General features: G+C 50.2%; 22 protein-coding genes. 8 read left to right on the forward strand and 14 right to left on the reverse strand.

The window, feature by feature from the left end:
* Window positions 1–47 precede the first annotated feature (47 nt).
* The 9 genes from ACFQZT_RS13725 to ACFQZT_RS13765 all read right to left on the reverse strand — a co-directional run bounded on the left by ACFQZT_RS13725 (window position 48) and on the right by ACFQZT_RS13765 (window position 12,843).
* Entirely contained in the window at window positions 48–452 is a 405-nt protein-coding gene (locus ACFQZT_RS13725; protein ID WP_379300679.1) for a hypothetical protein, read from the reverse strand.
* Between the two features lie 126 nt (window positions 453–578).
* A complete protein-coding gene (locus ACFQZT_RS13730) occupies window positions 579–2,882 on the reverse strand; it encodes a DUF4962 domain-containing protein (RefSeq protein ID WP_379300681.1) in 2,304 nt (767 codons plus the stop codon).
* Window positions 2,883–2,899: 17 nt separating this feature from the next.
* Window positions 2,900–4,960 (reverse strand): heparinase II/III domain-containing protein, encoded by a 2,061-nt coding sequence (locus tag ACFQZT_RS13735; RefSeq protein WP_379300683.1) that lies wholly within the window; start codon window positions 4,958–4,960, stop codon window positions 2,900–2,902.
* Window positions 4,957–5,724 carry an SDR family NAD(P)-dependent oxidoreductase gene (locus tag ACFQZT_RS13740; RefSeq protein ID WP_379300685.1) on the reverse strand — a complete coding sequence of 256 codons (768 nt, stop codon included), beginning with the start codon at window positions 5,722–5,724 and terminating at the stop codon, window positions 4,957–4,959. Before ACFQZT_RS13740 ends, ACFQZT_RS13735 begins: the two co-directional genes overlap by 4 nt.
* A gap of 527 nt (window positions 5,725–6,251) precedes the next feature.
* Window positions 6,252–8,108 (reverse strand): cache domain-containing sensor histidine kinase, encoded by a 1,857-nt coding sequence (locus ACFQZT_RS13745; protein WP_379300687.1) that lies wholly within the window; start codon window positions 8,106–8,108, stop codon window positions 6,252–6,254.
* Complete coding sequence (locus ACFQZT_RS13750; protein ID WP_379300689.1) at window positions 8,105–9,145, reverse strand: response regulator transcription factor; 1,041 nt, start codon at window positions 9,143–9,145, stop codon at window positions 8,105–8,107. The genes ACFQZT_RS13745 and ACFQZT_RS13750 overlap by 4 nt, the downstream gene beginning before the upstream one ends.
* A gap of 97 nt (window positions 9,146–9,242) precedes the next feature.
* On the reverse strand, window positions 9,243–10,826 hold the full coding sequence (locus tag ACFQZT_RS13755; protein ID WP_379300691.1) for an extracellular solute-binding protein: 1,584 nt from the start codon (window positions 10,824–10,826) through the stop codon (window positions 9,243–9,245).
* 154 nt (window positions 10,827–10,980) lie between these two features.
* Complete coding sequence (locus tag ACFQZT_RS13760; protein ID WP_379300693.1) at window positions 10,981–11,862, reverse strand: carbohydrate ABC transporter permease; 882 nt, start codon at window positions 11,860–11,862, stop codon at window positions 10,981–10,983.
* A gap of 18 nt (window positions 11,863–11,880) precedes the next feature.
* Complete coding sequence (locus tag ACFQZT_RS13765; protein WP_379300695.1) at window positions 11,881–12,843, reverse strand: ABC transporter permease; 963 nt, start codon at window positions 12,841–12,843, stop codon at window positions 11,881–11,883.
* A gap of 196 nt (window positions 12,844–13,039) precedes the next feature.
* On the opposite strand from ACFQZT_RS13765, the gene ACFQZT_RS13770 reads away from it, so the two are divergent.
* On the forward strand, window positions 13,040–13,651 hold the full coding sequence (locus ACFQZT_RS13770) for a flavin reductase family protein (RefSeq protein ID WP_379300697.1): 612 nt from the start codon (window positions 13,040–13,042) through the stop codon (window positions 13,649–13,651).
* Between the two features lie 492 nt (window positions 13,652–14,143).
* On the opposite strand, the gene ACFQZT_RS13775 is transcribed toward ACFQZT_RS13770, so the two are convergent.
* Together ACFQZT_RS13775 and ACFQZT_RS13780 are read right to left on the reverse strand one after the other, a co-directional pair.
* The gene (locus tag ACFQZT_RS13775; protein ID WP_379300699.1) at window positions 14,144–14,299 is read right to left on the reverse strand and encodes an NADPH-dependent FMN reductase family protein; all 156 of its coding nucleotides are present in this window, start codon (window positions 14,297–14,299) and stop codon (window positions 14,144–14,146) included.
* A gap of 100 nt (window positions 14,300–14,399) precedes the next feature.
* A complete protein-coding gene (locus ACFQZT_RS13780) occupies window positions 14,400–15,560 on the reverse strand; it encodes an MFS transporter (RefSeq protein ID WP_379300701.1) in 1,161 nt (386 codons plus the stop codon).
* Window positions 15,561–15,766: 206 nt separating this feature from the next.
* Here ACFQZT_RS13780 and ACFQZT_RS13785 point away from each other — a divergent pair, with 206 nt between their 5' ends.
* Complete coding sequence (locus ACFQZT_RS13785) at window positions 15,767–16,444, forward strand: helix-turn-helix transcriptional regulator (RefSeq protein ID WP_379300703.1); 678 nt, start codon at window positions 15,767–15,769, stop codon at window positions 16,442–16,444.
* 30 nt (window positions 16,445–16,474) lie between these two features.
* Here ACFQZT_RS13785 and desA read toward each other — a convergent pair whose 3' ends face one another.
* Together desA and ACFQZT_RS13795 are read right to left on the reverse strand one after the other, a co-directional pair.
* Complete coding sequence (gene desA, locus ACFQZT_RS13790; RefSeq protein ID WP_379300705.1) at window positions 16,475–17,518, reverse strand: Delta(5) desaturase DesA; 1,044 nt, start codon at window positions 17,516–17,518, stop codon at window positions 16,475–16,477.
* 220 nt (window positions 17,519–17,738) lie between these two features.
* A complete protein-coding gene (locus tag ACFQZT_RS13795; RefSeq protein WP_379300707.1) occupies window positions 17,739–18,743 on the reverse strand; it encodes a DUF3231 family protein in 1,005 nt (334 codons plus the stop codon).
* Between the two features lie 117 nt (window positions 18,744–18,860).
* Between ACFQZT_RS13795 and ACFQZT_RS13800 the strand changes: the two genes are divergently transcribed.
* The 4 genes from ACFQZT_RS13800 to ACFQZT_RS13815 all read left to right on the forward strand — a co-directional run bounded on the left by ACFQZT_RS13800 (window position 18,861) and on the right by ACFQZT_RS13815 (window position 23,368).
* Window positions 18,861–19,571, forward strand: coding sequence for a response regulator transcription factor (locus ACFQZT_RS13800; RefSeq protein ID WP_379300709.1), 711 nt, complete (start codon window positions 18,861–18,863; stop codon window positions 19,569–19,571).
* Window positions 19,568–20,542, forward strand: coding sequence for a sensor histidine kinase (locus ACFQZT_RS13805; RefSeq protein ID WP_379300711.1), 975 nt, complete (start codon window positions 19,568–19,570; stop codon window positions 20,540–20,542). Before ACFQZT_RS13800 ends, ACFQZT_RS13805 begins: the two co-directional genes overlap by 4 nt.
* Before the next feature lie 152 nt (window positions 20,543–20,694).
* On the forward strand, window positions 20,695–21,465 hold the full coding sequence (locus tag ACFQZT_RS13810; protein ID WP_379300714.1) for an ABC transporter ATP-binding protein: 771 nt from the start codon (window positions 20,695–20,697) through the stop codon (window positions 21,463–21,465).
* A complete protein-coding gene (locus ACFQZT_RS13815; RefSeq protein WP_379300716.1) occupies window positions 21,440–23,368 on the forward strand; it encodes an ABC transporter permease in 1,929 nt (642 codons plus the stop codon). The genes ACFQZT_RS13810 and ACFQZT_RS13815 overlap by 26 nt, the downstream gene beginning before the upstream one ends.
* A gap of 101 nt (window positions 23,369–23,469) precedes the next feature.
* On the opposite strand, the gene ACFQZT_RS13820 is transcribed toward ACFQZT_RS13815, so the two are convergent.
* Complete coding sequence (locus ACFQZT_RS13820) at window positions 23,470–24,711, reverse strand: MFS transporter (RefSeq protein ID WP_379300718.1); 1,242 nt, start codon at window positions 24,709–24,711, stop codon at window positions 23,470–23,472.
* Between the two features lie 303 nt (window positions 24,712–25,014).
* Between ACFQZT_RS13820 and ACFQZT_RS13825 the strand changes: the two genes are divergently transcribed.
* Window positions 25,015–25,551 (forward strand): YhcN/YlaJ family sporulation lipoprotein, encoded by a 537-nt coding sequence (locus tag ACFQZT_RS13825; protein ID WP_379300720.1) that lies wholly within the window; start codon window positions 25,015–25,017, stop codon window positions 25,549–25,551.
* Between the two features lie 105 nt (window positions 25,552–25,656).
* Window positions 25,657–26,247 (forward strand): YitT family protein, encoded by a 591-nt coding sequence (locus ACFQZT_RS13830; protein ID WP_379300722.1) that lies wholly within the window; start codon window positions 25,657–25,659, stop codon window positions 26,245–26,247.
* The last annotated feature ends 3 nt before the right edge of the window (window positions 26,248–26,250 follow it).

Genomic DNA, 26,250 nt, shown 5'->3' on the forward strand with positions numbered 1-26,250 from the left:
AATCACGAACATTGATGCATGTTCGGCGTAAATCTCAATGCCGGATTTCATCTCTCCATTACCCGCTTCAACGTTTGCAGATCCCGCTCCACCATTGCTGCGTCACCAAGGAACTTCTCTTCGGACATGTCTGCTGTTTGGAACAAGGTGAACAGGACTTCGCTTCCGGCTCCATTCGCAATCACGCGCATTGGGTTGAAGAACTCTTGTCCTGAGGCTATTCGCACGTAATGATCTAATACGCCAAACTCGTTCTTCGCCACGAAACGAATTTGCATAGCGCCTTCGGATGTAGCAAGCGTCCACCATTCCCCGTCACTCTGCAGGATCGATTCTACGAACGAAGTCACCCATTTGGGGAAGTTGTGCAGATCGTAGACAAACTCATATACAGCTTGCGGCGCAGCTTTAATGGATACGCTTATTGTTTTGGCATTCATCAGGTTAGACATATAGGCCTCCCTTCCTTCACTCACAAAATTTTTCTCCGCATTTATTTTACCTTTTTTTGACATCGGCGTCGAAGAACAAAAACGGCTCCCTCACAAATCACTGCGAGCAGAGCCGGTCTATTCAAGCTAATAAGCCTTCGGAACCTCCACGCTATGGGTGATCCCGTCCTCGGTGAAGTAAATATGCGTATCAAAGCCTTGGTCGTCCATGAAATAGGACACATACTTCGGTTCGCCGTGCTTGATCGGCACGAGCAGTGCCGCAATCCGGTGGCTGCGCGCCGGTTTGGTCGTCGCCTTGAGGTGCCACTGCGGCGGCAAGCCCTCGATTTCTGCGGGATCCACGTCGGCGAAGCTCTGATGCTGTTGAAGCTTGAGCTCACCGGAGGAGCAATAGACGAAACGGCCATCCATATCGGCCTTGCGCCCCTGCACCCTGAAAGTTTGACCATCCAGCTTCATTTCATGTAGCGTCTGGAACAACCAGTCAACGGTGCCTGCTTGCGACAGATCGATGTGATCGACGACAACCACATAGCCACCAAAGAAATACAGTTCACGTACGTAGCGCTCGAGGTACGGCACGTTCTCCAGATAGGCAGCGGTTGCGTTACAACGTGAATAGCCATAGCCTTTACGCTGTTCAGCTACTTCAACAACGCCTGAAGCAGCCATATTCAGCACTTTATTCTTCTCGGCGTACTGACCCCGGCCATCGATCAGAATGTTATTCGTCGAGCGCGTCTGTCTGCGCCAGTTCATGTGCATTGTACTGCCAAAAGCCACGTAATAGCCGCTTTCAATCGCCAGTGGCTCCCCGTAAGCGTGCAGCAAGAAGCTGTTTTGATCGCCATGACTGTGGCTGACGGAGCCGTAACGGCTGCTTTTGGTCAGCAGCATAACGTGACGTCCCGGATCGGCCATATTGGAATGGAAGGCCACCCAGCCAATATCGCGGAACCATTTGACCGGCTCGATATGCGCATCCGTCGGCACGACCGCCTCCACCTGCGGGTAATCGTGGCGGTAGACCATATCGTCGAAACGGAAGTCCCACCATCCATAGTTGTAAAATTTCATTTCTGAATCGGTATCGGTCTCCCGCACCCGCTCAAAATACCACTGATAAAGTCCATTACCGGTCACACCGGCGAATTGGCGAATATTGAAGCCTGTTTTCAAGCTGACGGGATCGCCTAGCGTGGACTGGTCGCCAAAGCTCGCGCGCAGCGTGTCTGGACTGAAGGTATAGAGCGGGAAGTCCCCCGTTTTTGAGAAAAACGGCCGTTGATAGAAATTGATGCCGGTGTATTTTTTCAGTAAGTTCATCGCTTCGGTGACAAATGCCATTCCGGTCGTCCAGTACATCGGCCCTTCCGCCCAGCCGCCATCCGGACCGCCCCACGGCGAATACAAGCACGCATAGTACTCGAGGGTGTAGTCTAGCCATTCACGGGCTTCAGGCTCTTCATCCAGCATTGCGATGCAGCAAGGCACGAGCACACTGGACAAAGAGCGGACGGCATGGCTGTCAAACGGCACATGATGAATCTTCGAATGTTCAATGACGTGTTGTGCGACCTGGCGTGTACGCGCCAGCAATACGCTTCGGACCTGCGCGCGTTCTTCTTCGGTCAAACGAGCATGCAGCCAATCATAGCCCCACGCCAATGCGCCGGCCATGCGGAACGAGGCTTCGTCATTATAGTCACGGCTTGTCGGGCCACAGACGTCCCAGCTGCATAGGTGCAGAAGCCATGTACGCGCCCGCTCCAGCAGGGTCTCATCCTCGAGTATAGTGCCGGCTACAGCCAAATGCCGAACCGCGTACAATGCTTTCTGCGTATCCATATACATTTGGCGCCAAAGGTTCGCAACCCGTTTGTTGTTCGGGTACGGCTGCGGCTCAGCGATCAGCTCCCGATCCATCCATTGCTGCACGGATTTCGCATAGAAGACATCCCAACCGCAGTAAGCGGGATCGGCATTTAGCCGGTGACGGAATTCGGACAATTCGGAGGGTTGCAGCCATAGCCGCGGATGCTCCGAAGTGACTCCCGAATAGCGGTTTTCGCGACTTGGCAGCGGGGTCTCGGGCAGTCCTTCGGGCACTTCAAAGCGTCGGGTCTTGCTCCATACAGTCTTTAAACCGACTTCTGTCAGCAGCGCGTAGCGCCAGAAGTACGTGCCAGGCTCTAACACTTCATCAGGCGTATAAAGATTATAGGGAATGGGCTGAATCGTTCGCGTCTCCCCCTCATCGAAGGCGTCGGAACGTGAAATTTGCAGCACATAGCTATCATTTTCCAGCTGTGCGGGAATCCAAGTGAATCGCGGGGGATTTTCCTGCAGTACCGTTTGCTCATTCGGCTCATATTGCACGGTCAATACGCCGCTTTGCGGTTCGTATAAAGGTAATAACGAAGTCATGTCCATTCTCCTCCCATCTATGTGAAAAGCAAACCTTGATCTTTCGTTAGCCGGATACGCGTGGAAATACTAGAAAGACCGGGAACCGATACCTCAATTTCGTTTTCGGAGATCCATTTCAACCCTGCCTGACTGCCTGCACGGTACACATGGATGAAATCCGCTCGGCAGCCGCTGCGCCGGTGCAGCAATGCCGTAAGTGGTGTGCTCGGGTCGACGGAGTCGCCCGGCGTGCGCACCGCGAGCAGCTCGTCGCCCGGCAGGACGAGCGCCGTATGGTACACAGCGGCTGCGGTTTCCTTGCCGCCGAGCATGTAGGACACGTGCACCTGCGCCGCACGTGATTCATGGATCGGCACGAATCGGCCGATCACAGGCAGCGCCTGCTCCCCTATGCGAAGCAGTGGAGCCTGAGCCGCCTCTCCGAGCGGCTGCAGCTGCTCGGAGGTCGGCTCGACGGCAGGGTGCATCCACCATTCGATCGGTTGTGGAACGTTCTGGCCGAGCTCGACGTGGTACCAATCGAGCAGCCACCCCTCCGTAAGCAGCAAATGACGGTCCAGCTTGCAATCCGCATAGGCTTCCGTCGACTGCAGCCAAGCATAGACGCTGGACGCCGTCTGCTCGAAGCGAACACAGCGTCCTTCATGCGCCGCTTGCGAGATCCCTCCGCCCAGCGACACGGTGTTGTGGGTCGCGGTTTCCGCGAACCACGATTTCCTCAGGGAGGAGCCGTAAGGCACCATCCCGAAATCGGGCGTGAGCGTCCCGGCAGGGTGCATCACCGTCAGATGCAGCTTGTCGTAGTGGCCGTGGGAACCCCCATGCTCGCCAAAGTCGGCGAGAAACGATAAGGGGTTCCCCGGCACGCGGCCGACGGCGAAGCCGGAGTCCGCGAAGAGCCGCGAGCCGCGCGGATGCGGCTCGGCAGCTAAGACGGCGGCTTCGCCCGCGCCGTACAGCAGCGCCTCCAGCTGGGTGCGTGCGCCATCCGGCGCACCCAGCTGCCGGTACGCCTCGCGCGCGACCGGCGCGAGGCCGGCAAGGCCATAGATCGCCATCCCCTGCTCGGCGATCTCAGCGATTTCGCGGGCGTACGGCACGCGCGCCAGCGGCCCGTCATGCAAGGCCGGCAGTGCCCCGCGCTCGTCGGCCAGATCGGCCAGCGCGGCGAGCATGCCGCGCATGGATTGGCCTGCGCGGCCCTCGCAGGCGTAGAGGTCTATGCCGAAGCGCTGCGCCATCTCGGCAGCGATTAAATACGCACGAAGCACGAATACGTGGTAGTACGTGCTTCCTTCAAACTCCAGCTGATCGGGCTTCACGCCGATCGAGAGGTGATGCTTGAAGCCGCCTTCGCCTTCAATCAGCGCCTCCAGCGCCGCCTGCTCCCCGCGGGCGGCATAGACGCAAGACAATGACGCGTTCAGCCAAGCGGTGTAATTGTTCTCCGCATTGTTCCGCTCATGGATGAGGATGCGCCGGTATTCCTCCATGCTCCCGGCGAGCAGGTCCAGGAACACGTCGATGGCCTTCTGTTCCTCCGGTTCAAAAACAACCCCTTCATCGCGCAGCAGCAAATACGCGCGAATCAGCGTCGTCGACCAGATCGCTTCGGTCAGCGCCTGGTGAAAAGCCCGCCCCTTCAGCATCCAGCTCTGCGCTTCAGGATGCACCGGATACAGTGGAAATTGCATTGCATATTCCACCAGAAGCCGCTTGCCAAGCGTGGCATACGCCCCCTCGCGCAGCGCCGCATACACAGCTGCTGCCTGTAGCGCGATCCTCACTAGCGATTGATGTTTAAAAACAAGCCATGCGCCGTGGTAGTCTTCTCCTTCGATTTGGCAGCCTTGAGGACATGTGAATACTGCGGCATCTACAACCATTTCATCGAACACCAGTTCGGTGTGATGGTGCGGGCAGACGTACTGGTGCCACCAACCCCCAGGTGTGTGTGGAATGGACAGGCTGCCCGCTTCCTGCAGCCCATCAATTTCCGCTTTTAATTCATGAACCAAATCTTTCGCCCAAGTGAGTCGTCCCAGCTTCCCCTCGAGATTTAGGCTCGCACTCATCGCATCATCATCCCGCCGTTAATCTCAACCGTTTCGCCTGTCACATAAGACGCCAAATTCGATGCGAGGTACAACACCGCCCCTGCAACATCGTCCGGCGTTCCTTCACGCTGGAGCGGAATGCCGCTTATCGTAGCCTGACGGGCAGTATCCGTTGTGAACGTCGCATGAAACATCGTGTTGCCGATGAAGCCCGGTGATACGTTATTCACGGTGATGCCGCTGGCCGCCACTTCCTTGGCGAGCCCCTTGGAGTACGTCAGCACCGCCGCTTTGCTCGCTGCGTAGACGCTTGAGCCCGGCCCGCCGCCATTGTGTGCGGCGACCGATGTCATATTCACGATCCGGCCATAGCCTTTGGCTTTCATGCCGACCAGCACTCTTTTGCACATGAACACGGTGCTCTTCAAGTTTACATTCATAATTCGTTCGTACATATCCTCTGTCATATCCGAGTTAGGAACACGCTGCACAAGATGCCCTGCATTGTTGACCAGAATATCAATCGTACCGCCAAATGCCTGCTCGACCTCGTTCACCAATCGGTCGATTTGTTCCACGTCCGTTACATCCGCTTGGATAAGCACGGCCTCGCCGCCTGCCGCTTGAATTGCAGCGACGACCTCCTGTCCTTGCGCTACGTTGTTTAAACAGTTCACGCCAACCTTCGCTCCGTTGCTCGCGAGCGCGAACGCGATAGCACGCCCGATCCCTGCGTTAGACCCTGTAACAAGTGCAATTTTACCGGTTAAATCGATTTTCATTCCAATTCCCCCTAAGTTCGATATTTCACAAGTTGTACTGGATGAGCGGGAACGAAGATCCTTTATTCCCGATCCAATGCCCAAGTTGCATCTTGAAGCGGAGCTACAATTCGCTATTCACCAACTGGCCTTTAGAAACCGCCGATTTGTGGAGAAATAAAGGATCCACGTTCCGTTACCCGCCTGTGCTGCCCTTTTTTGAACAAATAAGAGATCCAGGTTCCCTGGCCATGTAGCTAGTAAGAACGAAGCCAAGTTAACAGGAAAAGCTCCATCAAATTGAGCTTATTTTCGCGTAAGAAGCACACTACCTGGAAAACTTCCCGCTAATTTCAGCCATATTCTATAAAAACTTATCAAAGCAGCCGATTAACTGGAGCTTTTCCATGTAAATGCGAATTTTGCTTAAATACAGCGAGAATAGCTGTTTATTTTCCATCTAAATCACATCGGCCGTCCACAAGAGGATGCACGATGGAAGTTAATGCCCGGGCACGCATCTACCCGTTCGACGACTCACCACCACCCTAAGCATCCTTGCCCCGCAGCTTTGGCTTCTCCGTTTGCGGCATCGTCATCGTCATGCGCGTTCCCTTCCCCCACTCACTCTCGACGGATAAACCGTACGCCTCGCCGAATACCATCTGGATCCGCCGATGGACGTTCATCAAGCCAATGCCCCCGCGTTTCGCCCCTTGGATTTCATCCGGCTCCGCCAAACGGTTCTGTTCCAACTTCATGCGAAGCTCGGCGAGCCGCTCCGGCTTGATACCCGTTCCATTGTCCTCGATGAACACCTGGAACAGGCCATTTTCCTTGCTTGCATCGATGCGGATGGAATGATGTGCCTCCACCCCATCCGGGAACGCATGCTGAAAAATGTTCTCGATGAGTGGCTGCAGCGTTAAGCGGACCATTTGCTCCAGCAGCAAGTTCGGCGGTATGGCGACATCAATCTCGAATTCGCTTCCTGTCCGGTGCTGCAAAATAATCATATAATTGCGCACATGATTCAATTCATTAGCCACTGTAATCTCTTCCAAATTCGTTTGCACCGAGTAGCGCAGCATGAATGCCATCGCCTCGACCATTTCGGTAATTTCGCCGGAGTCCTGCACAATCGCGTAACAATTGATCGTTTCTAGCGTGTTGTACAAGAAATGAGGATTGATCTGAAGCTGTAGCGACTGAAATTCAGCGCGCTGGCGCTCCAGTTCCGATTGCCCTAATACCAGCGCATTCTTTTGCTGCTCCAGCTCGGCCTCGTACACCCTCCCGATCATATCCGAAAGGCGTGTCACCATGAGATTGTAGCTGTGAATCAACCCGCCGATTTCGTCGGTGCGCCCGATTTCGTCAATGTACTGCCAGTTTCCTTTTTCCGTCTCGCGCATGCTATCCTTCAACCCGCGGATCGGAGCGATAATGGAACGGCCGAATCGAGAAGCCAGCCAAAGGGCCGCAGCCAGCGTGATCAAACCGACGATCAGTGTCGTCGTGCGAATCGTATTTACGGGGCGGCGAAGCTCCTGCACCGGCATAGAAGCTACGAGATTCCAGTCGGAATAGCCGGATTTGCGTGAAACGAACATACGTTCCTCGCCATTGTACTTATGCAAAAAGGTTTGATTGCCGCTGGCCAGAACGAGAGAAGCCAGCTCATCTCCCGGTGCGCGCTGCCCCATGGAAGGCGGATAAATGTAATTGCCTGCATCGTCGACGATAAAGAAAAAGCCCTCTTTACCCAAACTGACACGATCCCATATCTTTGCCAGCTCCGCCAGCTTGATTTCAATCGCTACGACGCCCCGGTTAGCATCCCCGTAGGACGGCCCTCTAACCTTGCGGGCCATCGTCACAACCGAGCCCTGATCAACGGGACGGATACTCATATTTAGCAGTACGATGCGCCCGTCTACCGGCGTCGACTTCATGAGATTTTCATACTTCTCCTGGACGAGCACAGGATCGAAATTCAGTAAGTTCTGATTCTCATAAATCACCGAGCGGCCATGTTGACCGACGGCATAGATCATGTTCAACTGCTTATATAACGTGACGATGGACAACACGGACGCTTCTGCAAACTTCTTGATTTTGTCCGAATAATAATAGTATTCATAAGCATCGTCCGGCATAATCTCCATGAAAGCCCGAACGTCCGAGTTTGATGAAAATGCATTGCTGAGCAGCTCATAAGCCTGCAAATAGCTGTCCGTCTGGTAGTTGGCGCTATCGATCATTTGCTCCATATATTGCTTAACCTGAACGTCAAGCGCCCGTGAAGACTGTATATAAGAGAAAGTGCCTACGGAGACAAGCGACAACACGATCACGATCATGAAATACAAATAAATTTGCCCGGAAAGCGTCTTCCTCTTCATGAGCGGATACCCATTTGCTGCCGGTATTCGGAGGGCAGACAGCCCGCATACTTCTTGAAGGTTTTCGTAAAATGCGGATGGTCCGCGTACCCGACCTCACCGGAAATGTCCGTAATTCGCCACTGCGGCTGTTCCAGCAGCTTCTTCGCCTTTTCCATCCGCCGCCGCGTCCGGTACTGCACGAACGTCTCCTGCGTTGACTGCTTGAACAATTGACTGAAATAGGAAGCGTTAAGCCCGATATATTCCGCTACTTCCTCCAAAGACACTTCCTCCGCCAGGCGCTCTTCCATGTACTGCTTGGCCTCTTCAACCGGATCCTTCAGTTTGCCTTTGCGTTTCGTCTTCAACTCTTCCATTCTGCATAGTACCGCCGACCGGAACCGCTGCCAGATCTCTTCTTCGTTATTGGCCCCGGTTAAATCCATCTCGCCTTGCAAAAAGTACACATCGCGAACGTTCAAACGTTGATGCAATAGCGTGTGAATTTCCTGTAAAATATCGCAAATCCGGTTCAACTTCAGCTTATACTCACGCAGCTCGGCCCGGATTTGATCCAGCAAACCGTTCAATTCAGTTCCCTGGAGCATCCACACTGTCTGTTCCATCCGGCTGGCCCATTGCTCCAGCTTCGTTACGGCGATGAACGTTTCGGAACTGACCTTGCTTTTGGTCCGGATTAATTTTTCCAAAACGCCTTGAAACCCTTTAATATTAACGGGCTTGAGCAAGTACTCCTTCACCCCGTAGGACACACACTTCTGCGCATACTCGAAATCACCGAAACCGGAAATGACGACAACCTGAATATCGGCATCCATCTCCGCCACCTGACGGCACAGCTCCAAGCCGTCCATCTTGGGCATCCGGATATCGGTGAATAGAAAGTCTGGACGTTCCTCTTGAATCCGCTGCAGGGCGACGACGCCATTCTCGGCGGTTCGCAAGCTTTCGATCGGCAGTTCCGATTGTTCCACTAGCTTTTGCAATCCTTTGCGTATCATCGGTTCGTCATCGACAATGAGTATGCGGTACATGAAGAACGCTCCTTCCTTTTATTTCCTGATAAAAGCCCGCTCCCCACGGCTAATGAGCTCGTGAGGAGACGGTAAGGGCTCAGATTAAGTGAGCTTATTATTTACGCGGCATCGACACAGTCGTACCGGAATCTTTATTATTGAACTTCTCGGTAGCTTCCTTAATCACATCGATTCCGCCTTTGGACTTCCACTCCTCCAGCACTTTCGGCCAATCGGAGATCGGCTCCTTGCCGTACACCATCTTCACCATATGCTGCAAAATAACTGGAGGCGCTTGGTCGGAAAGCGGCGAGATATCCGGGTTTTTCTGTAAGGAATCCAAACGAGGCTCGAACGAGATACCATCGCGGCCTTCATTTTTCAGCGTGGTGTCATACACGTTCATTAATTTCTTGCCATCTTCCGTCATGCTAAGCGTACCTTTATTATAAGTTGTGTCTTGTACCAGCCACAAGAATGATTGACGGTAACGCTCTTCGTCAACGCCTGCCGGGTCCGTCGGGCTCTTGTAGTCGATTTTGCCATCCACCGTTTTGTACGTATCGCCTTCAATACCGAATGTGAAGAACTTCTCCGCTTGGTCGGACATCATCCAATCAAAGAATTGGATAATTTGCGCAGCATTTTTGACGTTCTTGTTGATGAAGTAAGCGCGTGGCGCAGGTCCGTACAGATAGTGTCCGCCTTTGCCGTCGGGGCCGGTCGGAGATGCGATTATCTCGATATCGCCCGTAGGCACGTTTGCTTTGAGCTGCGCCTCCCACTGCAAGAGCTCGTTGGCGTTCATGGACCACATGCCCGCTTTACCGGCAAGGATTGTATTCTTAAACACCGTTGCGTTGATCGTCGCAAACTCTTTATTGATCAGACCTTCATCGAACATAGTTTTGTACGTTTGCAGCGCTTTCGTCATGTTCTCTGTATCGAAGAACTTCGGTACGATTTGATTGCCCTGCTGCTCGAACATGGACAGGTATGGGAATACATCATAAGCGCCGAAGAAAGAATCCGCATACTTGAAATTCTCGCGACCCATGTACGGGTTCTCCACACCCATTTCCTTGAATTTGCGAAGGACGGCCATATACTCGTCCACGGTTTTCGGCACGCCTAAGCCCGCTTTATCGAGCAAATCCTTGCGAACAAAAATCGCACGACGGGACGGATTGGACAAGTATTCCGGTATCGCGAAGATTTTACCTTGGTAAGAGACGTTATCCCAAGCTTCTTTCGGCACTTTTTTCAAGAGATTCGGGCCATATTGCTTGAGCAAATCGTCCAGTGGCATGAAAACACCCGCTTTGACCGAACCTGCCATTTCTTTGCCGTTCACGCCGCCGCTGCCCTGCACGACATCGGGGATGTCGTTGGTTGCGAACATTTGAATCATTTTTTGCTCATATTCCTTGTGCGGTACCAGCACGATATTCATATCGGTGTTCGTCAGCTCTTCGAGCTTTTTCACCCATTTGTCTTCGTTGATATTCGGCGATTTCTCAACATGCCCGAACGCCAATGTACGCAAAGAGATGGAAAACTTCGTTTTCTCTGCAGGCTTTGCACTCGCAGTGCCGGGTGCGTTCGATGCGCTTGGCTGTTCCGCAGGCTTCGCGGAGCAAGCGGCCAGTACACTCGCCATTAAAACGGTTGCCATTGTGGCAGGAATCCACTTTTTCATTGTACCCCTCATTTCAGTTCACTTGGATTATAGCGCTTTCATATCCTCATTGTAAGAGCGGTGCAACCTCACGACTATGGAATGCCTTTGGTTTGAATTGTCTTTTTTTTAGAATGCGGTAAAGAATAACGATTTTATCTACGATGGGAATTTATTATGACTTCACGGACCCTACCATCATCCCTTTGACGAAATGGCGCTGCAAAAACGGGTAAATGAGAATGATCGGAACCGTTGCGATGATAATCGTCGCCATTTTGATCCCTTCCGGATCCATATGGGCAAGCGCACTGAATTGAGAGGCAGCCGGGTCGATGCTGATATCGTCCGATGTAATTAACTGCCGAAGCTTCACCTGAAGCGGCCAGAGCGCAGGCTTATTTATATAATACAACGCGTTTTGGTACGTGTTCCAATGGCCCACGGCGTAGAAGATTCCTAAAGACGCCATCACCGGCTTGGACAAAGGCAGTACAATGCTCCACATCATGCGAAGCTCGGAGCAGCCATCCATGCGCCCGGAGTCAATCAATTCACTCGGAATTTGCATGAAGAAGGACCTCATCACGAAGAAGTTAAAGGCACTGATCGCACCTGGTAATAGGAGTGACCATAGCGAGTTGGTCAGATGCAGGTTTTTCATCAAAATAAAGTTAGGTATGAGCGGCACGCTGAATACCATCGTGATTAACACCATAATGACGATTATGTTTCGGCCGGCATACTCAGGCCGGGACACCGGGTACGCCAGCGAAGCCGTTGCAATCAAGTTGATGAGCGTCCCTGCCACCGTAATATACACAGTGACGCCGAAGGAACGCCAGATGGCTGCGTCGCTAAACACATATTGGTAATTAATCGTCGTGAATTCAACCGGCATGAAAAAAACTTTGCCGTTCACGATCGCCTCCGAGGAGCTGAACGACTGGGCCAGCACGTTCAAGAACGGCAGGAACATCGCGAGCGCCAAGAGCGATAGAAAGAGCACATTGAAGACATTAAATACTTGCCAACTGGCTGTCGGCTTGCGATTCATCTCGCATTCACCTCCGTCTTAATACAAGCTTTCGCCGGTCGTTTTCCTGCTTAGGAAATTGCCGGTCACAATGAGAGCCAGGCCGACTACCGCTTTGAAAAGTCCAATCGCCGTCGTATAACTGAACTGCTGGCCAAGTAAGCCCGCCGTATAAATGTACGTATCCAGAATCTCGCCGTGCTCCTTATTGAGCGGGTTCAAGAACACGAAAACGCGCTCGAAGCCGAAGTCGAGAAACTTCCCAATGTGCAGCAGGAACAAAATCATAATCGTCGGCAGCAGCGACGGAATCGTGATCGAAATCGTTTGCCACCAGCGGCTGGCGCCGTCTACTTCCGAAGCCTCGTACAAGTCGGGGTTGATCCCCGCCAGTGCAGCCAAATAAATGATTGTACCGTAGCCGGAATCCCGCCAAATCCCCGAGGAGATGAGCACCGTGCGAATCCACGATTCTTCCCCTAAAAAGTAGATGGGCTGAAAGCCCAGCAGACTGAGGAAGTGGTTCACCGCCCCGGTCGACGGGGACAAGATGCCGATCGCAATCCCGCTCACGATGACCCACGATAGGAAGTGGGGCATGTAAACGACGGTTTGAAGCACCCGCTTGTAAAGCACGACGTGCAGTTCGTTTAAAAGGAGCGCCAGGATGATCGGCGCCGGGAACGCAAGCACAAGGTCGTATAAGCCAATGAGCAGCGTATTGTTTAAAATTTTAAGGAAGTCATAATGAGCGAACATCCTCGTAAAATTATCAAATCCGATCCACTTGCTCCCCGTAAAGCCATCGAAAATGTTGTAATCCTGGAAAGCGATGATGGAACCGAGCAGCGGTACATATTTGAAAACAATAAAGTAGATAATGCCTGGCAGCGAAATGAGGTACAGTGCCTTATACTTCCAAAGCGTTCGCAAAAAGCTCTGCCCTTTATTGACTTGCGAACGCCGGTTTACTTGTTCTGCTACTTGTGCGTTGACCGCCATCTATGGGTCCCCCTCACTTGATTCTTCGTCAATGATATAGCTACATCGTACCTTTCTGAAGCGCTTCCAACAATGGAATGCCTTTTCACCTGCTTGTGTTTTTTTTAGGTGGAAAAAGCCCTCCGCCTCATCTCATTCATACTTCGATGCCGGTCGAATACATTCGCCTTTATACTTGCTATGAGGTGAATCATATATGAATCAACAGCAACCACACATACGTGAAGTCCAGCCAAGTATCCTTTATTTCGGGACGCCCGTCGTCCTGTTATCAACGCTGAACGAAGATGAAACGACCAATCTGACCCCCATGTCCTCGGCATGGGCCTTAGGTCAGCACATTGTACTGGGGCTTGGCGCCGGCGGCAAAGCGCTGATGAACTTGCAACGCCGGGGAGAATGCGTCGTGAATCTCCCCGATCCTTCGCTCTGGCAGCACGTCGAGCGGCTTGCTCCGCTCACGGGCTGTGACCCTGTTCCGGCTGCGAAGCAGGCACAGTACCGGTATGAGAAGGACAAGTTCGGCGCTGCCGGACTTTCACCGCTTCCATCAGTGGCGGTCAAGCCCCTGCGTGTGGCAGAATGCCCCTTGCAGATAGAGGCGCAGGTGCGGCATATTCAACTGACGTCGGATGACGCCTCCTTTGCCATCGTAGAGACGGAGGCGCTCAAAGTCCATGCGCATGAGCCTATCGTCCTCGGCGACCGCCACATCGATCCCTCCGCTTGGAGTCCGCTCATTTACAACTTCCGGCATTACTTTGGCTTGGGCGGGGAGCTCGGAAAGACGTTTAAGTCGGAGACTTGATGAACGCAGGAAAATGCAAAAAAAGAGGTTGACCCTGAAGCTCCTTCAGATAGCCCCAAAAGACTATTCCATTGCCACTATCAACAACCAGCTGGCTCATGTGGAAGATATGGGATCGCGATGCGATGATGTGGCATTAGTAACAAAGGTCGTAAATTAGGCACTGTAAGGACGCTAATGTTTGTCAGCTCGCATTGTTTCCTGCTGGAACGAACAAAAGTCCATAAATAACGAACGATGTTCGCTGTATATGGACTTTTGTTCTCTCCCTCCTCTCAGCGGACAACTCTCCCACTTATTAGCGCCCCAAAGTTCTATATTAGTGCACCGTGGGGCGCTAAATCATAATAGCTGCCGACTACTTGGCAGCATTCGCTATCCCAGAAGCCATCTCAACGTTGCTGATACAAAAAAGGAGCTGCCCTCAAGTAGTATCATCTACTTATGGGACAGCTCCGCACGTTAGTCATACGATTTCATACATTGCTCCGCTTAAAACGTACGCGCAACCTCCGCCGCTTCGTTGACGCTGGCTTGAATAAGCGCTGCCGATTGATCCGGCTTCTGATTATGACCCTTGACAATGACGGTCGTCAAGTTTCTTATGCCGAATAATTGCATCGTTTTTTTCATAAAATTAACGGCCATCTCACTCGCCTCCCGTGTCGGATCGATGTAGTCGCCGCCTCTGGCGTATAACCGAATGTTTTGCCCGCGCGATTGTGAGGTAGTCCGTAGTCCATATTGATTAAGACTCCAGAGTAGCGCCGGTTCTGTGCGCTTTTTTCTCCTGTCTTGAAAATGCACCATAGATGATGAAAGAGATGAAGCCGGCTACCGCACAGGCCACGAACAGCGTCGGGTAACCAAAGCCTTGTGAAATCAAGCCCAGCAGAATCGTGCCGATACCGATGCCCAGGTCGAAAGCCGTCTGAAAGGAAGCATTCGCCATCCCCTTCTGATCGGGCTTCACCAGACGCAGCGTGACAGCTTGAAGCGCAGGCTGTGCGGAGCCAAAACCAAAGCCAAGCAGGATAGCGGCTGCAACGACGCCAACGAGACCATGGGAACTGGCTAGCGTAGTTAAAGCGGCTAGGGCTAGCAGGAAGCCGGGGACGATCACGGCTGCTTCACCGAAACGGTCGGCCAGCCTGCCTGAAATGAATCGTACGATCGTGAGTGCAATCGCATAGACCAGAAAGAAGGTGCCGGAGTTGACCTTGATGGATGCAGCGAACAGCGGTAAGAACGTCATCACTCCGCCATAAGCGAAAGCCAGAAAGAAGATGGAGGATGTAACCGGGAGAATGGCCTTATCGAATAATACCATGCGCCCTGCCTTCGGTCTCGCCTGGAACGGCATCTTCGTAAGGAACGCGCCCACCAAAGCGATCAGTATCAATACCGTCGACAAGGTGAACAGCCCGTGAAAGGATTGCTTCTGCAGCATCCAAACACCGATGAGCGGCCCGACCGCCATAGCCAAAGTCGTTGACATGCCGAACCAGCTGATCCCCTCACTGCGACGCGTTTCCGGAATGGTATCGGTAACCGCCGTGCCAATCGAAGTCGTCGCCATCGCCCAACTCACGCCATGCACCAAACGAAGCGCCAGCAGCAGAAACATACTGCTCACCCAACTGTACGAATACATCGTTAACCCAAATAGAATCAGGCCTCCAAGGACAAACTGCCTTCTCCCCATCCTGTCCAGCAGTCCACCAACAAACGGGCGAATCACAACGGCAGATATCGTAAACAACCCCATCACCACACCGACCTGCGACTCACTTCCGCCCAGCTGCTTGATAAAAAGCGGCATCGTAGGCACTAGCAAATAGAAGCCCGTAAACAGGAAAAACATCGATAGCGTTAAGGTAATAAAAGACTGCGTCCATAATGGCTTCATACGATACAACCCCTCATGCAGCCCTTCATACGTGTCGTTATCCCCATCTCTTCATCCATCCTCTCCGCCGAACTTTGTAAAGAAATTACTTTATAAAGTATATGCTAGTGAATCCCTTTGACTTTGTCAATAATTTTCTTTACAATGTCCTTGAGAACTTCCCCCTAGTGCCAACAAGCACATACCATCTATGACAAGGAGTATCCATGAGACAGAGGACGGATGAAACGAGTAAAGACACCACCGTACGTACCCGCAGAGCGATCGTTAACCTGCTCAAAGAGCACGGGAGCCTGGACGCTGCGGCGCTTGCGGAACGATTGGATATTTCCCGGATGGCTGTACGGCAGCACCTCTATGCTTTGCAGGAAGAGAAGTTGGTCGACTACGAGGAAGAAGCGCGGGCTATGGGAAGACCGGCCAAAATGTGGCGTTTGACGCCCGAGGCGAATCGGCTTTTCCAAGATGGATACGCAGAGCTGACGGTTAGTTTAATCGATTCGATGAAAGAGGCTTTCGGCGAAGCCGGGCTGGAGAAATTGCTGGAGGTCCGGAACAAAAAGCAAATCGAGCAGTACCGATCTCACGTTCCCGCAGAATTCCCGCTTCAGGAAAAGCTGCAAACGATGGCCGAACTGCGAACAAAAGAAGGCTATATGGCGGAAATCCAGGCACATGAGGACGGAAGCTATTCTTTTATCGAAAAGCACTGCCCCATCTGCGAAGCGGCGATGTCTTGCTCAGGCCTATGCCAAAATGAACTGAACATGCTGCGCACCGTTCTGGGCGAGCAAGCCGAAGTCGAACGGGTTGAGCATATCCTTTCCGGCGAAAATCGCTGTGTATATACGATTACTCAAAAACAAAAGCTGCCCCCAAAGTAGACAAACTCTACTTTAGGTGACAGCTTTTTTTCATGAATCCGCTTTTATGGAGATGATTGGCTTCTTGACCGAAGCAAACTGTTTGAGATTTTTGAGATCTTTGAACCCTACGAACTTTTTCGTTTCTTCGTTCCAGATTTGGAACTTCAGGGATTGCAGGCTTGTCCAGAGCGTTATCGTCTGCACATCCCGCAGCACTTCGTTTTTATTATGAACCTTTTCCAAATAGTAGTTTGGCACCCGCGGACTTAGATGATGAATGTGGTGAAAGCCGATATTTCCCGTGATCCAGTGAAGGATTCTCGGCAGCTTGTAAAAGGAGCTTCCATGCATAGCTGCTTTCACATAGTCCCACTCTTCTTCATTCTCATAGTACGTTTCCTCGAATTGATGCTGCACGTAGAAGAGCCAGATGCCCGCCATGCCCGAAACGAAGAAAATCGGTCCATGAACCAGCAAGAAGGACTGCCAACCGATGGCCCAGCAAAGCAATGCCGCCGCGCCAGCAATACTCAGGTTGGTAATATATGTGTTCACGCGCTCTTTGGCCCCTGCCTGCTTGCGATTAAACCGGTAATCGATCAGGAAAATGTAGATCGGACCGATGAGAAACATGACTGCCGGATTACGGTACAACCGATAATACAACCTGCGCGGCAGTGAAGAAGACAAATATTCATCGACGGTTAGCGTCCAAATATCCCCTACACCTCTGCGGTCCAGGTTCCCGCTGGAAGCGTGATGCACTGAATGCGTATACCGCCATTGATGGTAAGGGCAGAACGTCAGAATACCGGTGATTGTCCCCAGGATTTCATTGGCAAGTTTGTTTTTGAAAAAAGACTTATGACAGCAATCATGAAAAATAATAAATATCCGTACCAGGAATCCGCCTGCAACGATCGTTAGCGGAAGAGTCAGCCAGAACGAGATCGAAAGACTCAGATAAGCGAAATACCAGAGCAGAAAAAATGGCACCAGTGTATTGATGATCTGCCACACACTGTGCTTCATATGTGGTCTTTCGTAAGGCGCGACGTCAGAACGCCATCCGCCTTTTTCCTTATAAGTCATTCTTATAAAACTCCCTCTTCCGATGCAAGTCGGATCTTATTTGCAGTTATCTTGATGTACTACGCCGCAATATTGAAAAGGTTCCCACGGCATTTTTATACGAGATCACGACCTCCTCATCATAAGGGGGAATTCTTTATTTGTAAAATGCAATATAAGTCAGATTGATGAATTATAAAAAAGCGAAAGAAGAGGCGCCTTAGGCACCCCTTCTGAACGATTATTGGTGTTGAGCAATTTCTTTTCGGTTTGGTGCGATTGGGGGTTGTTCCAGCCATTTATGTTTGACCATGAGATCAAACCAACTTTTGGTTACGGCTAGGTCTTTGAGAATTATTTTCTCATAATCAAAAATCAGATCAGACCTCATAGAGCCGGCTAGTCCTAACCCATGATAGGATTGAGCAGTTAGAAACAAAAAACCAGTGTGATACATGATAAGTTTATCTGAAAACGGTGAATCTGTGGATTCCGTTATTTCCGTTTCCCAGGACATGGGTACAGGTAAATTATCATCTTTTAGTTTTTTACTTAGTGTTTGGATGTGGTCATTTGACGCTTGAACGGCATCGGTTAGAAATTTTCTTATTTCTTTGGATCCGGCAATTTGACTAAATGCAATTCCAAGCGTTTTTGCCATAATGCTCTTCTTCAGGTTAAGGGAAATATTACCGATTTCTAACGCCGAAAGAGGACGTTTATCTCCCCAAAAACCATCGAGATAATCTTTACTTTCAATAAATTCCGGGTTGGCACGTGGGAAAAAATACGGGTCTCTTTGAAAATGCCCCTTTTCAAGCAATAAATCAACAGTGCGCTGGTACATATTTTTTCCATCCGTTAAACAGGAATCGAAAAAGTCCCTTAGATCTTTTCTGACTGCTGTAGTAAGGGAATATAGGTGCCCGTTTAAACCATGAACGGTCATGAGATATAAATAGTCCAAACAAAATATATCTGAAAATAGCCTTTTTATATGGAGGTTGATATCTGCATCTGTAAATCCTATCGGTAATGGAAATCCATCCTCCAGAATAAAAGCAGAAACCTGCTGCATTTGGTTCTCCGTTATTTTTATTGCGTCGTCAAAAACCTCTCTAATGGATGTGTCTTCTATAATTGTAAGCATGTATTTATTCACACAATTTGCCATTGTGCCATTTACATATTGCCCCCACAATGCTCCGATTTCCGTCGATGTTAGTTTTAATTGAGTTTTGTCCATATCCTCACCTCTAAAAATATTTTGTCCAAAGTATAAGAAATATGTTCACTTGGAAATTTTGGTATTTTGACTGAAATCATTTATCCTAGTCATAGGTCTATGAGAGGAGGATTCCCGATGTACCGCATTATGATTGTCGAAGACGACCCCAAGATCGCCGAGCTCCTTCAATCGCATATTGAGAAATATGGAGATAGAGGCTTGATCGTGACCGATTTTCAACGTGTACTGGATCAATTTCAAGAGATGCAGCCGCATGTCGTGCTGCTGGATATCAACTTGCCGAGCTTTGACGGATTCTATTGGTGCCGCCAAATTCGCACAGTCTCTACGTGCCCGATTATTTTCATCTCTGCGCGAAGCGGCGAAATGGATCAAGTGAGAGCCATTGAAAACGGTGCGGATGATTACATAACAAAGCCTTTCCATTACGAAGTCGTCATGGCCAAAATCCGCAGCCAGCTCCGGCGCGTTTATGGCGATTATGCCGCCAAAATGATCGAGCGAACGGTCGAACAGTCCGGGCTAGTCCTATACCCGGAACGCATGGAGCTCCACCTGAAGGGCGAGATGGTTGCTTTGACCCGCAAAGAAACGATTCTGATCGAGACTTTGCTCGAACGCAGCCCGCGCGTGGTCAGCCGGGAGACGATTCTCGACAAGCTATGGGACGACTATACGTTCGTCGATGAGAACACGCTTAGTGTCAATATCACCCGCATCCGCAAGAAACTATCCGAGCTCGGGATCGATGACGCTTTGGAAACCTTGCGCGGCGTCGGTTATCGGTTAAATCAGACATGGCTGGACCAGGGGGCGTCAATTTGAAGCTTTTTGTACGCGAACACCTCCCTTTGATCGGTTTTACGATCCTTCAATTGTTCGTAGCCTTGCTCGTCTGCTGGCTGGACGGTTTTCATCATCTATCGGTCATTTTATATGCCTTTTTCCTAAGCGTTTGTATATTTCTGGTCTATTTAACTTACCGGTATTTCAGACATCGCCGTTTTTATGAAAGACTGTCTAACCCAGCAGCCTCCCTCAACGATACGATCCCAACCCTGGAGCACGCTCCTTTGCCCGCGGCAATGAATCAATTGCTGGTATCTCAATACAACCATTATCAACACCAACTGAAAACCTGGGAACGTAAGCAGCAGAACCATCTGAACTTCATGAATCAGTGGGTGCATCAAATGAAAACGCCTCTGTCCGTCATTGAGTTAATCACACAGGACGACGAGGATCAGCGGCTCCAAAGCATCTCGGAAGAGACCGACCGGCTGCGCAAAGGGCTGGAAATGGTGCTGTACATGGCCAGACTGGAGACGTTCGAGCAAGATTTTCGCGTGGAGCCTGTATCGCTGCGGGAAATCGTCAACGAGGTCATCCGCGACAACAAGCGGTTATTTATACGGAACTATGTATACCCGGAAATCCAGGTTGAGGCGGACCTTACGGTTCAAACGGATGCGAAGTGGCTCACTTTTATTTTGCAGCAATTGCTATTCAATGCGATCAAATACTCGGCCGGCAATCGGGATAAAATCATTGTCACCGCGTCCTCTGAGGGCCGTACCGTATGGCTGGAAGTGCGCGACCGCGGCGTGGGCATACCGGCTACGGATCTATTCCGCGTATTCCGCCCCTTTTTTACCGGGGAGAACGGACGGATGTTTAAAGAATCGACAGGGATGGGGCTATATCTGGTCAAAGAAGTCAGTGACAAGCTGAATCATAGAATCGATATTCAATCTGAAGTAGGCAAAGGAACGACAGTACGCATTACGTTTCCTTAGTCTCGGTGAATGGCTCTCCATTCGCCTTTTTTCTGTTCCAAGCTAACCTTACAAAGTTGTTAGGTAAATGAAAGGCTAGCTCATAGGAAAAAAGGGCACGCTGATTTACACTTAATCACAGAATAATAGATAGGTTAAGGAGAATGAAAAACATGGACATATTGAATGTTCGCGATTTAAGTAAAGTGTATCCTGGGAAAGTCCCTTATGAAGCCCTGCGCACGATTGATTTGACGATACAAAAAGGCGAGTTTGTAGGCATCATGGGCCCTTCGGGAAGCGGTAAGACCACTCTGCTCAATCTAATTTCGACGATCGATGCCCCCACATCCGGAGAAATCTGGATTCGCGGCGAAAATCCGCATCGCTTGTCGCCGGACAAACTGGCCTTTTTCCGCCGGCGCGAGCTCGGATTCGTTTTTCAATCGTTCAATTTGCTAGGCACATTAACCGTTAAGGAAAACATCGTACTGCCTCTGACCTTGGATGGCGTTGATTTAAAGGAAATGAACAAACGGGTAGACCTTATGGCGGAGAAACTTGGCATTGCGGGGATTTTAAACAAGCGCACCTATGAAATTTCCGGCGGCCAAGCGCAACGGACAGCCATTGCCAGGGCGCTCATCCATAAGCCGCACTTGGTGCTTGCTGACGAACCGACCGGAAACCTCGATTCCAAGGCGGCGCGCGATGTTATGGAGCTCATGGCCAAACTTAACCAAGAGGAAGAAGCCACCATGATGCTGGTCACGCATGATCCCATTGCAGCCAGCTACTGCAACCGTGTCGTCTTCATCAAAGACGGTGAGTTCTACAACGAGATTCACTGCGGAGACAGCCGCGCCTCTTTTTATCAAAAGATCATCAATGTGCTGTCGCTAATGGGAGGGAACGGGCATGAATTTTCGACAATTCGCGTTTAACAATATCGTGCGCAATAAGCGTACGTATATCGCCCATTTTCTAAGCAGCGCCTTCTCGGTCATGGTTTTTTTCACTTATGCGCTGCTGCTGTTCCACCCCAACCTGCAAGGGGAACTGCGTTCCACCAGTGGAACGATGAGCCAGCTCGGGACGATGGGGATGAAGATTTCGCAATATTTAATTCTTATTTTCTCATTTCTGTTCCTGATGTACTCAGTTAGCGCGTTTTTGAAAATGCGTAAAAGAGAGTTTGGTATTCTTTTAACCTTGGGCATGTCGCCTCGTCAGCTCAACAAGCTCGTATTTATTGAAAATATGATCATTGGACTCGCTTCCATCGTAACCGGTCTCCTTGTCGGGCTTATTTTTTCCAAGCTTATATTATTAGGCAGCGCTGCGCTGCTGTACATCGAGAACGGCCTCCCTTTTTATGTGCCTGTGAAAGCCATATGGACGACCGCCGGAGCATTTATCTGCCTTTTTCTGCTTATTTCCTTGTTCACGGCCGCATTAGGCAAGCGGGTTCAGCTCGTTGAACTGATGAAATCCGAAGAAAAGCCGAAGCCTGAACCGCAAGCATCGATATGGCTGTCCCTGCTGGCCGTGATCCTTATTGGATTGGGATATGCGGCTGTATTCTACTTTGTTTTGGCGCGTGCATTCCTACTGCCATTACTAGGCGCGGGCGTTGGTTTGGTCGTGCTCGGGACCTACTTTTTGTTCACGCAACTAAGCGTCTATGCAATTCGGGCGTTGAAAAGGAAAGATCGTCTTTTCTTCAGAAAAACGAATCTGCTAACGATTTCCGAGCTGGCCTACCGGTTAAAGGACAATTCCGTCATGTTTTTCATGGTTTCCATCATCTCGGCGGTTTCGTTCACTGGCATCGGCACTTGCGTAGCCATTGGAAGCCCTGGCTTGGCGGAAATGATTGACCCCTATGCGTTTACCTATGCGTCTTCCTCGGATGACAAGCTGCGGGATCAACATCTGACCGAGATTCAAAAACAGCTGACAGATGCGCAGTTTCCCTATCAGATGGGCTCTGTCACTCCCAAATACAGCAAAAATTCGCTAACGGTTGTCAAGCTCACCGATTACAATAGTTTACTGAAAGCACTCGGGCATAAACCCGCTTCCTTAAGCGGCGAGAATGATGTGATTTTGGCTCCGACCAATGTGACGCAAAAAAACATGTACAGCAAGCCAAACGGAGTCCCTTCATCCATGCAGCTCATACAAGGCAAAATGAATATAAAGCTGAATGTGACCGAAGCACTGCCTTATATCGTCATGCCCTATCGAGGCAAAATGATCGTTGTTACGGATGCGCTCTATGATCAAATGCCCCCGGATGCAGAAAATGCTTCCACCTTTCGATCGCAAACCTATTACTTTTTCAATGTGCCTAATTGGGAAGCGTCGAAAGATGTATCGCGTAAACTACAGGAAGCTATCCCGGATGATAGAGACGGCCATTATTATTTTAATGCGCTTGTGATTACATGGTTAATGGGCAAGCAAGTAAATGGCATCCTGCTGATTGTCAGCGTGATGGTCGGCATTGTATTCTTTACGTTTGCCGCGAGCTTTATTTACTTCCGGCTGTACGCCGATATGGAACGGGATGAAAAGCAATATCAGATGATTAGTAAAATCGGCTTAAGCCGGGCGGAATTAAGAAAAATCGTAACTCGGCAACTTCTGATCCTCTTCTTCCTGCCGATTCTGATGGCTCTCATCCATAGTGCGGTCGCTTTCACAGCGCTGCAGCTGCTTGTCGATTTTTCGATTGTTAAGAACTCTATCCTTATTTTTGTTTTTTTCATCGCCGTGCAGGTCGTATATTTCCTAGCCATTCGCTGGCGCTATCTACAGCAATTAGTTCGGAAAATAGCTTAAGGGCGGCTCGATGACGCCTGTCTCTGTCGCACCATAAGAAAAGGCTGTCCTCAGTAGTTATTGCTACTAGTGGGACAGCCTTTTGACTATATCTTTGCTCTTTATCGTTTGCGCAGCGCTCGGGTGAATTCCGCCAGGATTGGCGTCAGCAGTACGGCGGCGACCACGAGGGAAGCGCGTATGGAGAAGCGCTTGCCGATCCAGCCGACGATTGGGCCGCCGGCCGTCTGGCCGAGAGCGTCCGACTGGCTCATCATCGAAAGTACAGTCGCGCGCGACGTACTCTCGATGTTCAAGTTGAGCCATGTATCGTAAATCGGCCCGCTGAGTGTTCGTACGATTTCGAAGAACAATACGGACACTATCGCCCAGACGAAATTGGGCGATAAGGCAACGGACAGAATGGCCGCGATACGGGCTCCTATCAATAGGAGCATCCCGCGGAAAACAACCCGTTCGCTGCTCATGTCCATCCGCTTCTCTGCCAACCGCATCACGAATAGGCTGAGTATCGTGGACAAAAATGCGATGACACCGAACCATAACGCTGTCGTGAACTTGACGCCATGCGGGAAGCCGACATCCGTAATGAGATGCGCCTGCCAGAGCCGGTCATACCCTTCCGAGGCGGCGCCGCTAAACAAGGTAACGATGAGCATCATGAGAAGCACCGGCTTGCGACGGATGATCTGTGTGCCGTAGAGCCAGGTGCCTTTCATATTTTGCCAATGTGAGGAATGGGACAGATTCTCTGCACGCTTGAATTTGGTCTCTTTCATAAAGCGAATCAAGAAAATGCCCAGCACGATATACAGAAGTCCCCCGATGATATAAGGCAAGTTCGAGGCTAGCGCAGACAAGCCTACACTAAGTGCAATGCCCAGCAACATGCCGGTAAGACCTACTCGTTTGGCACGCAGGAAGACGCTGCCTGCCTGCTCTTCACCCGCCTCGTCGACGATCCAAGCGGTATCCGCACCGCTGACAAAAGTAGCTCCAAGCCCAAAGAAAACCTGTGAAATAAGTAACCATCCGAATGCCGTTAGGATCGGTGTCGCCGCCCCCAACCACATCGCACTTCCCTCAAGGACAAAACCTGCCCCCAAAATAAACATTCCGATAATGACAGATAAACGACGGCTGTACGTATCCGCGACAACACCTGTGATGCCTTCAAATAGAAGAACCGTTACTTCTAAAACCATTCCTACCAGCAGAAGCTGGAATGGGTTAAGCCCTAATGCTATAACCTGATACACCGCATAGGTAGTGAACATCGTTGAATTGGCAAGGGATGTCATGAAGCCCATCCATGTAAACACTTGTGATGCTTGTAGTTTCATAATAAGCAGAATCCGCCTCTCTGATAACGGCAGATTGGACCAAATCCATGCAAAGTACCGATCTACCGCTTATTTTTTCCATCTTAGCAGTGTGGAGAAAGCGAATTTGTTTTTTAACATGATCGAACACCTCCGAAAGTAATTAGTTTTAATTATAAGGGCTTGGCGGTATGTGTTGGATAGGGAAAGTTTTCATATAGCGGAAATCTACGAAGGATTGATTCGTCAGGAGCGGGTAACCCGTGAATGTAAAAAACACGTTAGCATCATAATAAGACCATCAAATTGGAGGTGAGCAAAAAGATGCTTATAGAAAAACGTAAAATTCAAGGAGCCGCCCTGCTGCTCGTTTCTTTCATGGTTATCGCTACTGGATGTACGAACGCCGCTAGGAATCAAGTCAAACAGCAAGCCGTTCAGCCAGGAACTACCGCAACTACAGGTACTACAGGCACCACAGGCTCTAACTCAAATCAATACCACCCTTATGCAACCACAACGGGCGATAACCGTGTCCAAGTCGCAGATCAAGCGGCAGCTAAAATTACTCAGTTAAACGGGATCAAATCAGCTAACGTCCTTGTTACTAGACGAAACGCTTACGTGGCAGCAGTAATTAATACAGGCCAGGGGGATATCAGTCAAGGGCTTAAAGATCAAATCTCCCAACAAGTCAAATCTACGGATCCCAATATCCAAAATGTATACGTGTCAACGAATCCCGAATTCGTGAATCGCGTTAGAACTTATGTAACCGATGTAGGACAAGGAAGACCGGTTTCCGGTTTCTTTGAACAGTTTAGCGAGATGGTTCAACGTATTTTTCCAACGGCAAAATGACGGATCTAGCATTGGACAGGAATCCCTTATAGTCTTGAAGACTATGGGATTCTTTTTCTTTGCTACGCATATAAATCAGACATGCCTTTCTAGGAGCTGGTTTATTTGCTTTCGTTCCATAAAATGGCTGCCATCGTATTAGGTAGTTTATGTATCTCCATCGGCATTAATTTTTTTCTGGTGCCTAATCATGTATTAGATGGCGGGATTATTGGTATAGCCTTGATCATCAACTACGTATTCGGGACCAAAGTCGGCTTGGTCATGTTCTTGTGCAGTACCCCTATTTTTGCATTAGCCTGGTTATATTACCGTGAAATGTTTTACAATAGCGTTCGTGGATTATTGTTTTCGTCTTTCATGATTGATTTATTGGAGACGTTCCCGAATCCATTTCTTATTTATGTCAAACTATCCCCATTCGCCAGTTCTCTCTTGGGAGGAGTAATCGTCGGCACCGGTATCGGCGTTATGCTAAGATATAAAACCAGCACAGGGGGAACCGATCTGCTTGCCCAATTTCTATCAAAAAAGATTCATATCAACGTTAGCATACTGATATTTATTTTCGATGGTATCATCATTTGTTTTGGAGGACTCCTGCTTTCAGCCGACTCCTTCCTGTTATCTCTTATCACGATAACGGCAGGAGGCTTGATGACTAGCTTGTGTACGCTGGAGAGCTTGAAGGATTAATGA

The sequence above is a fragment of the Paenibacillus sp. GCM10027628 genome (assembly GCF_042676385.1).
Classification (GTDB): Bacteria; Bacillota; Bacilli; order Paenibacillales; family NBRC-103111; genus Paenibacillus_E.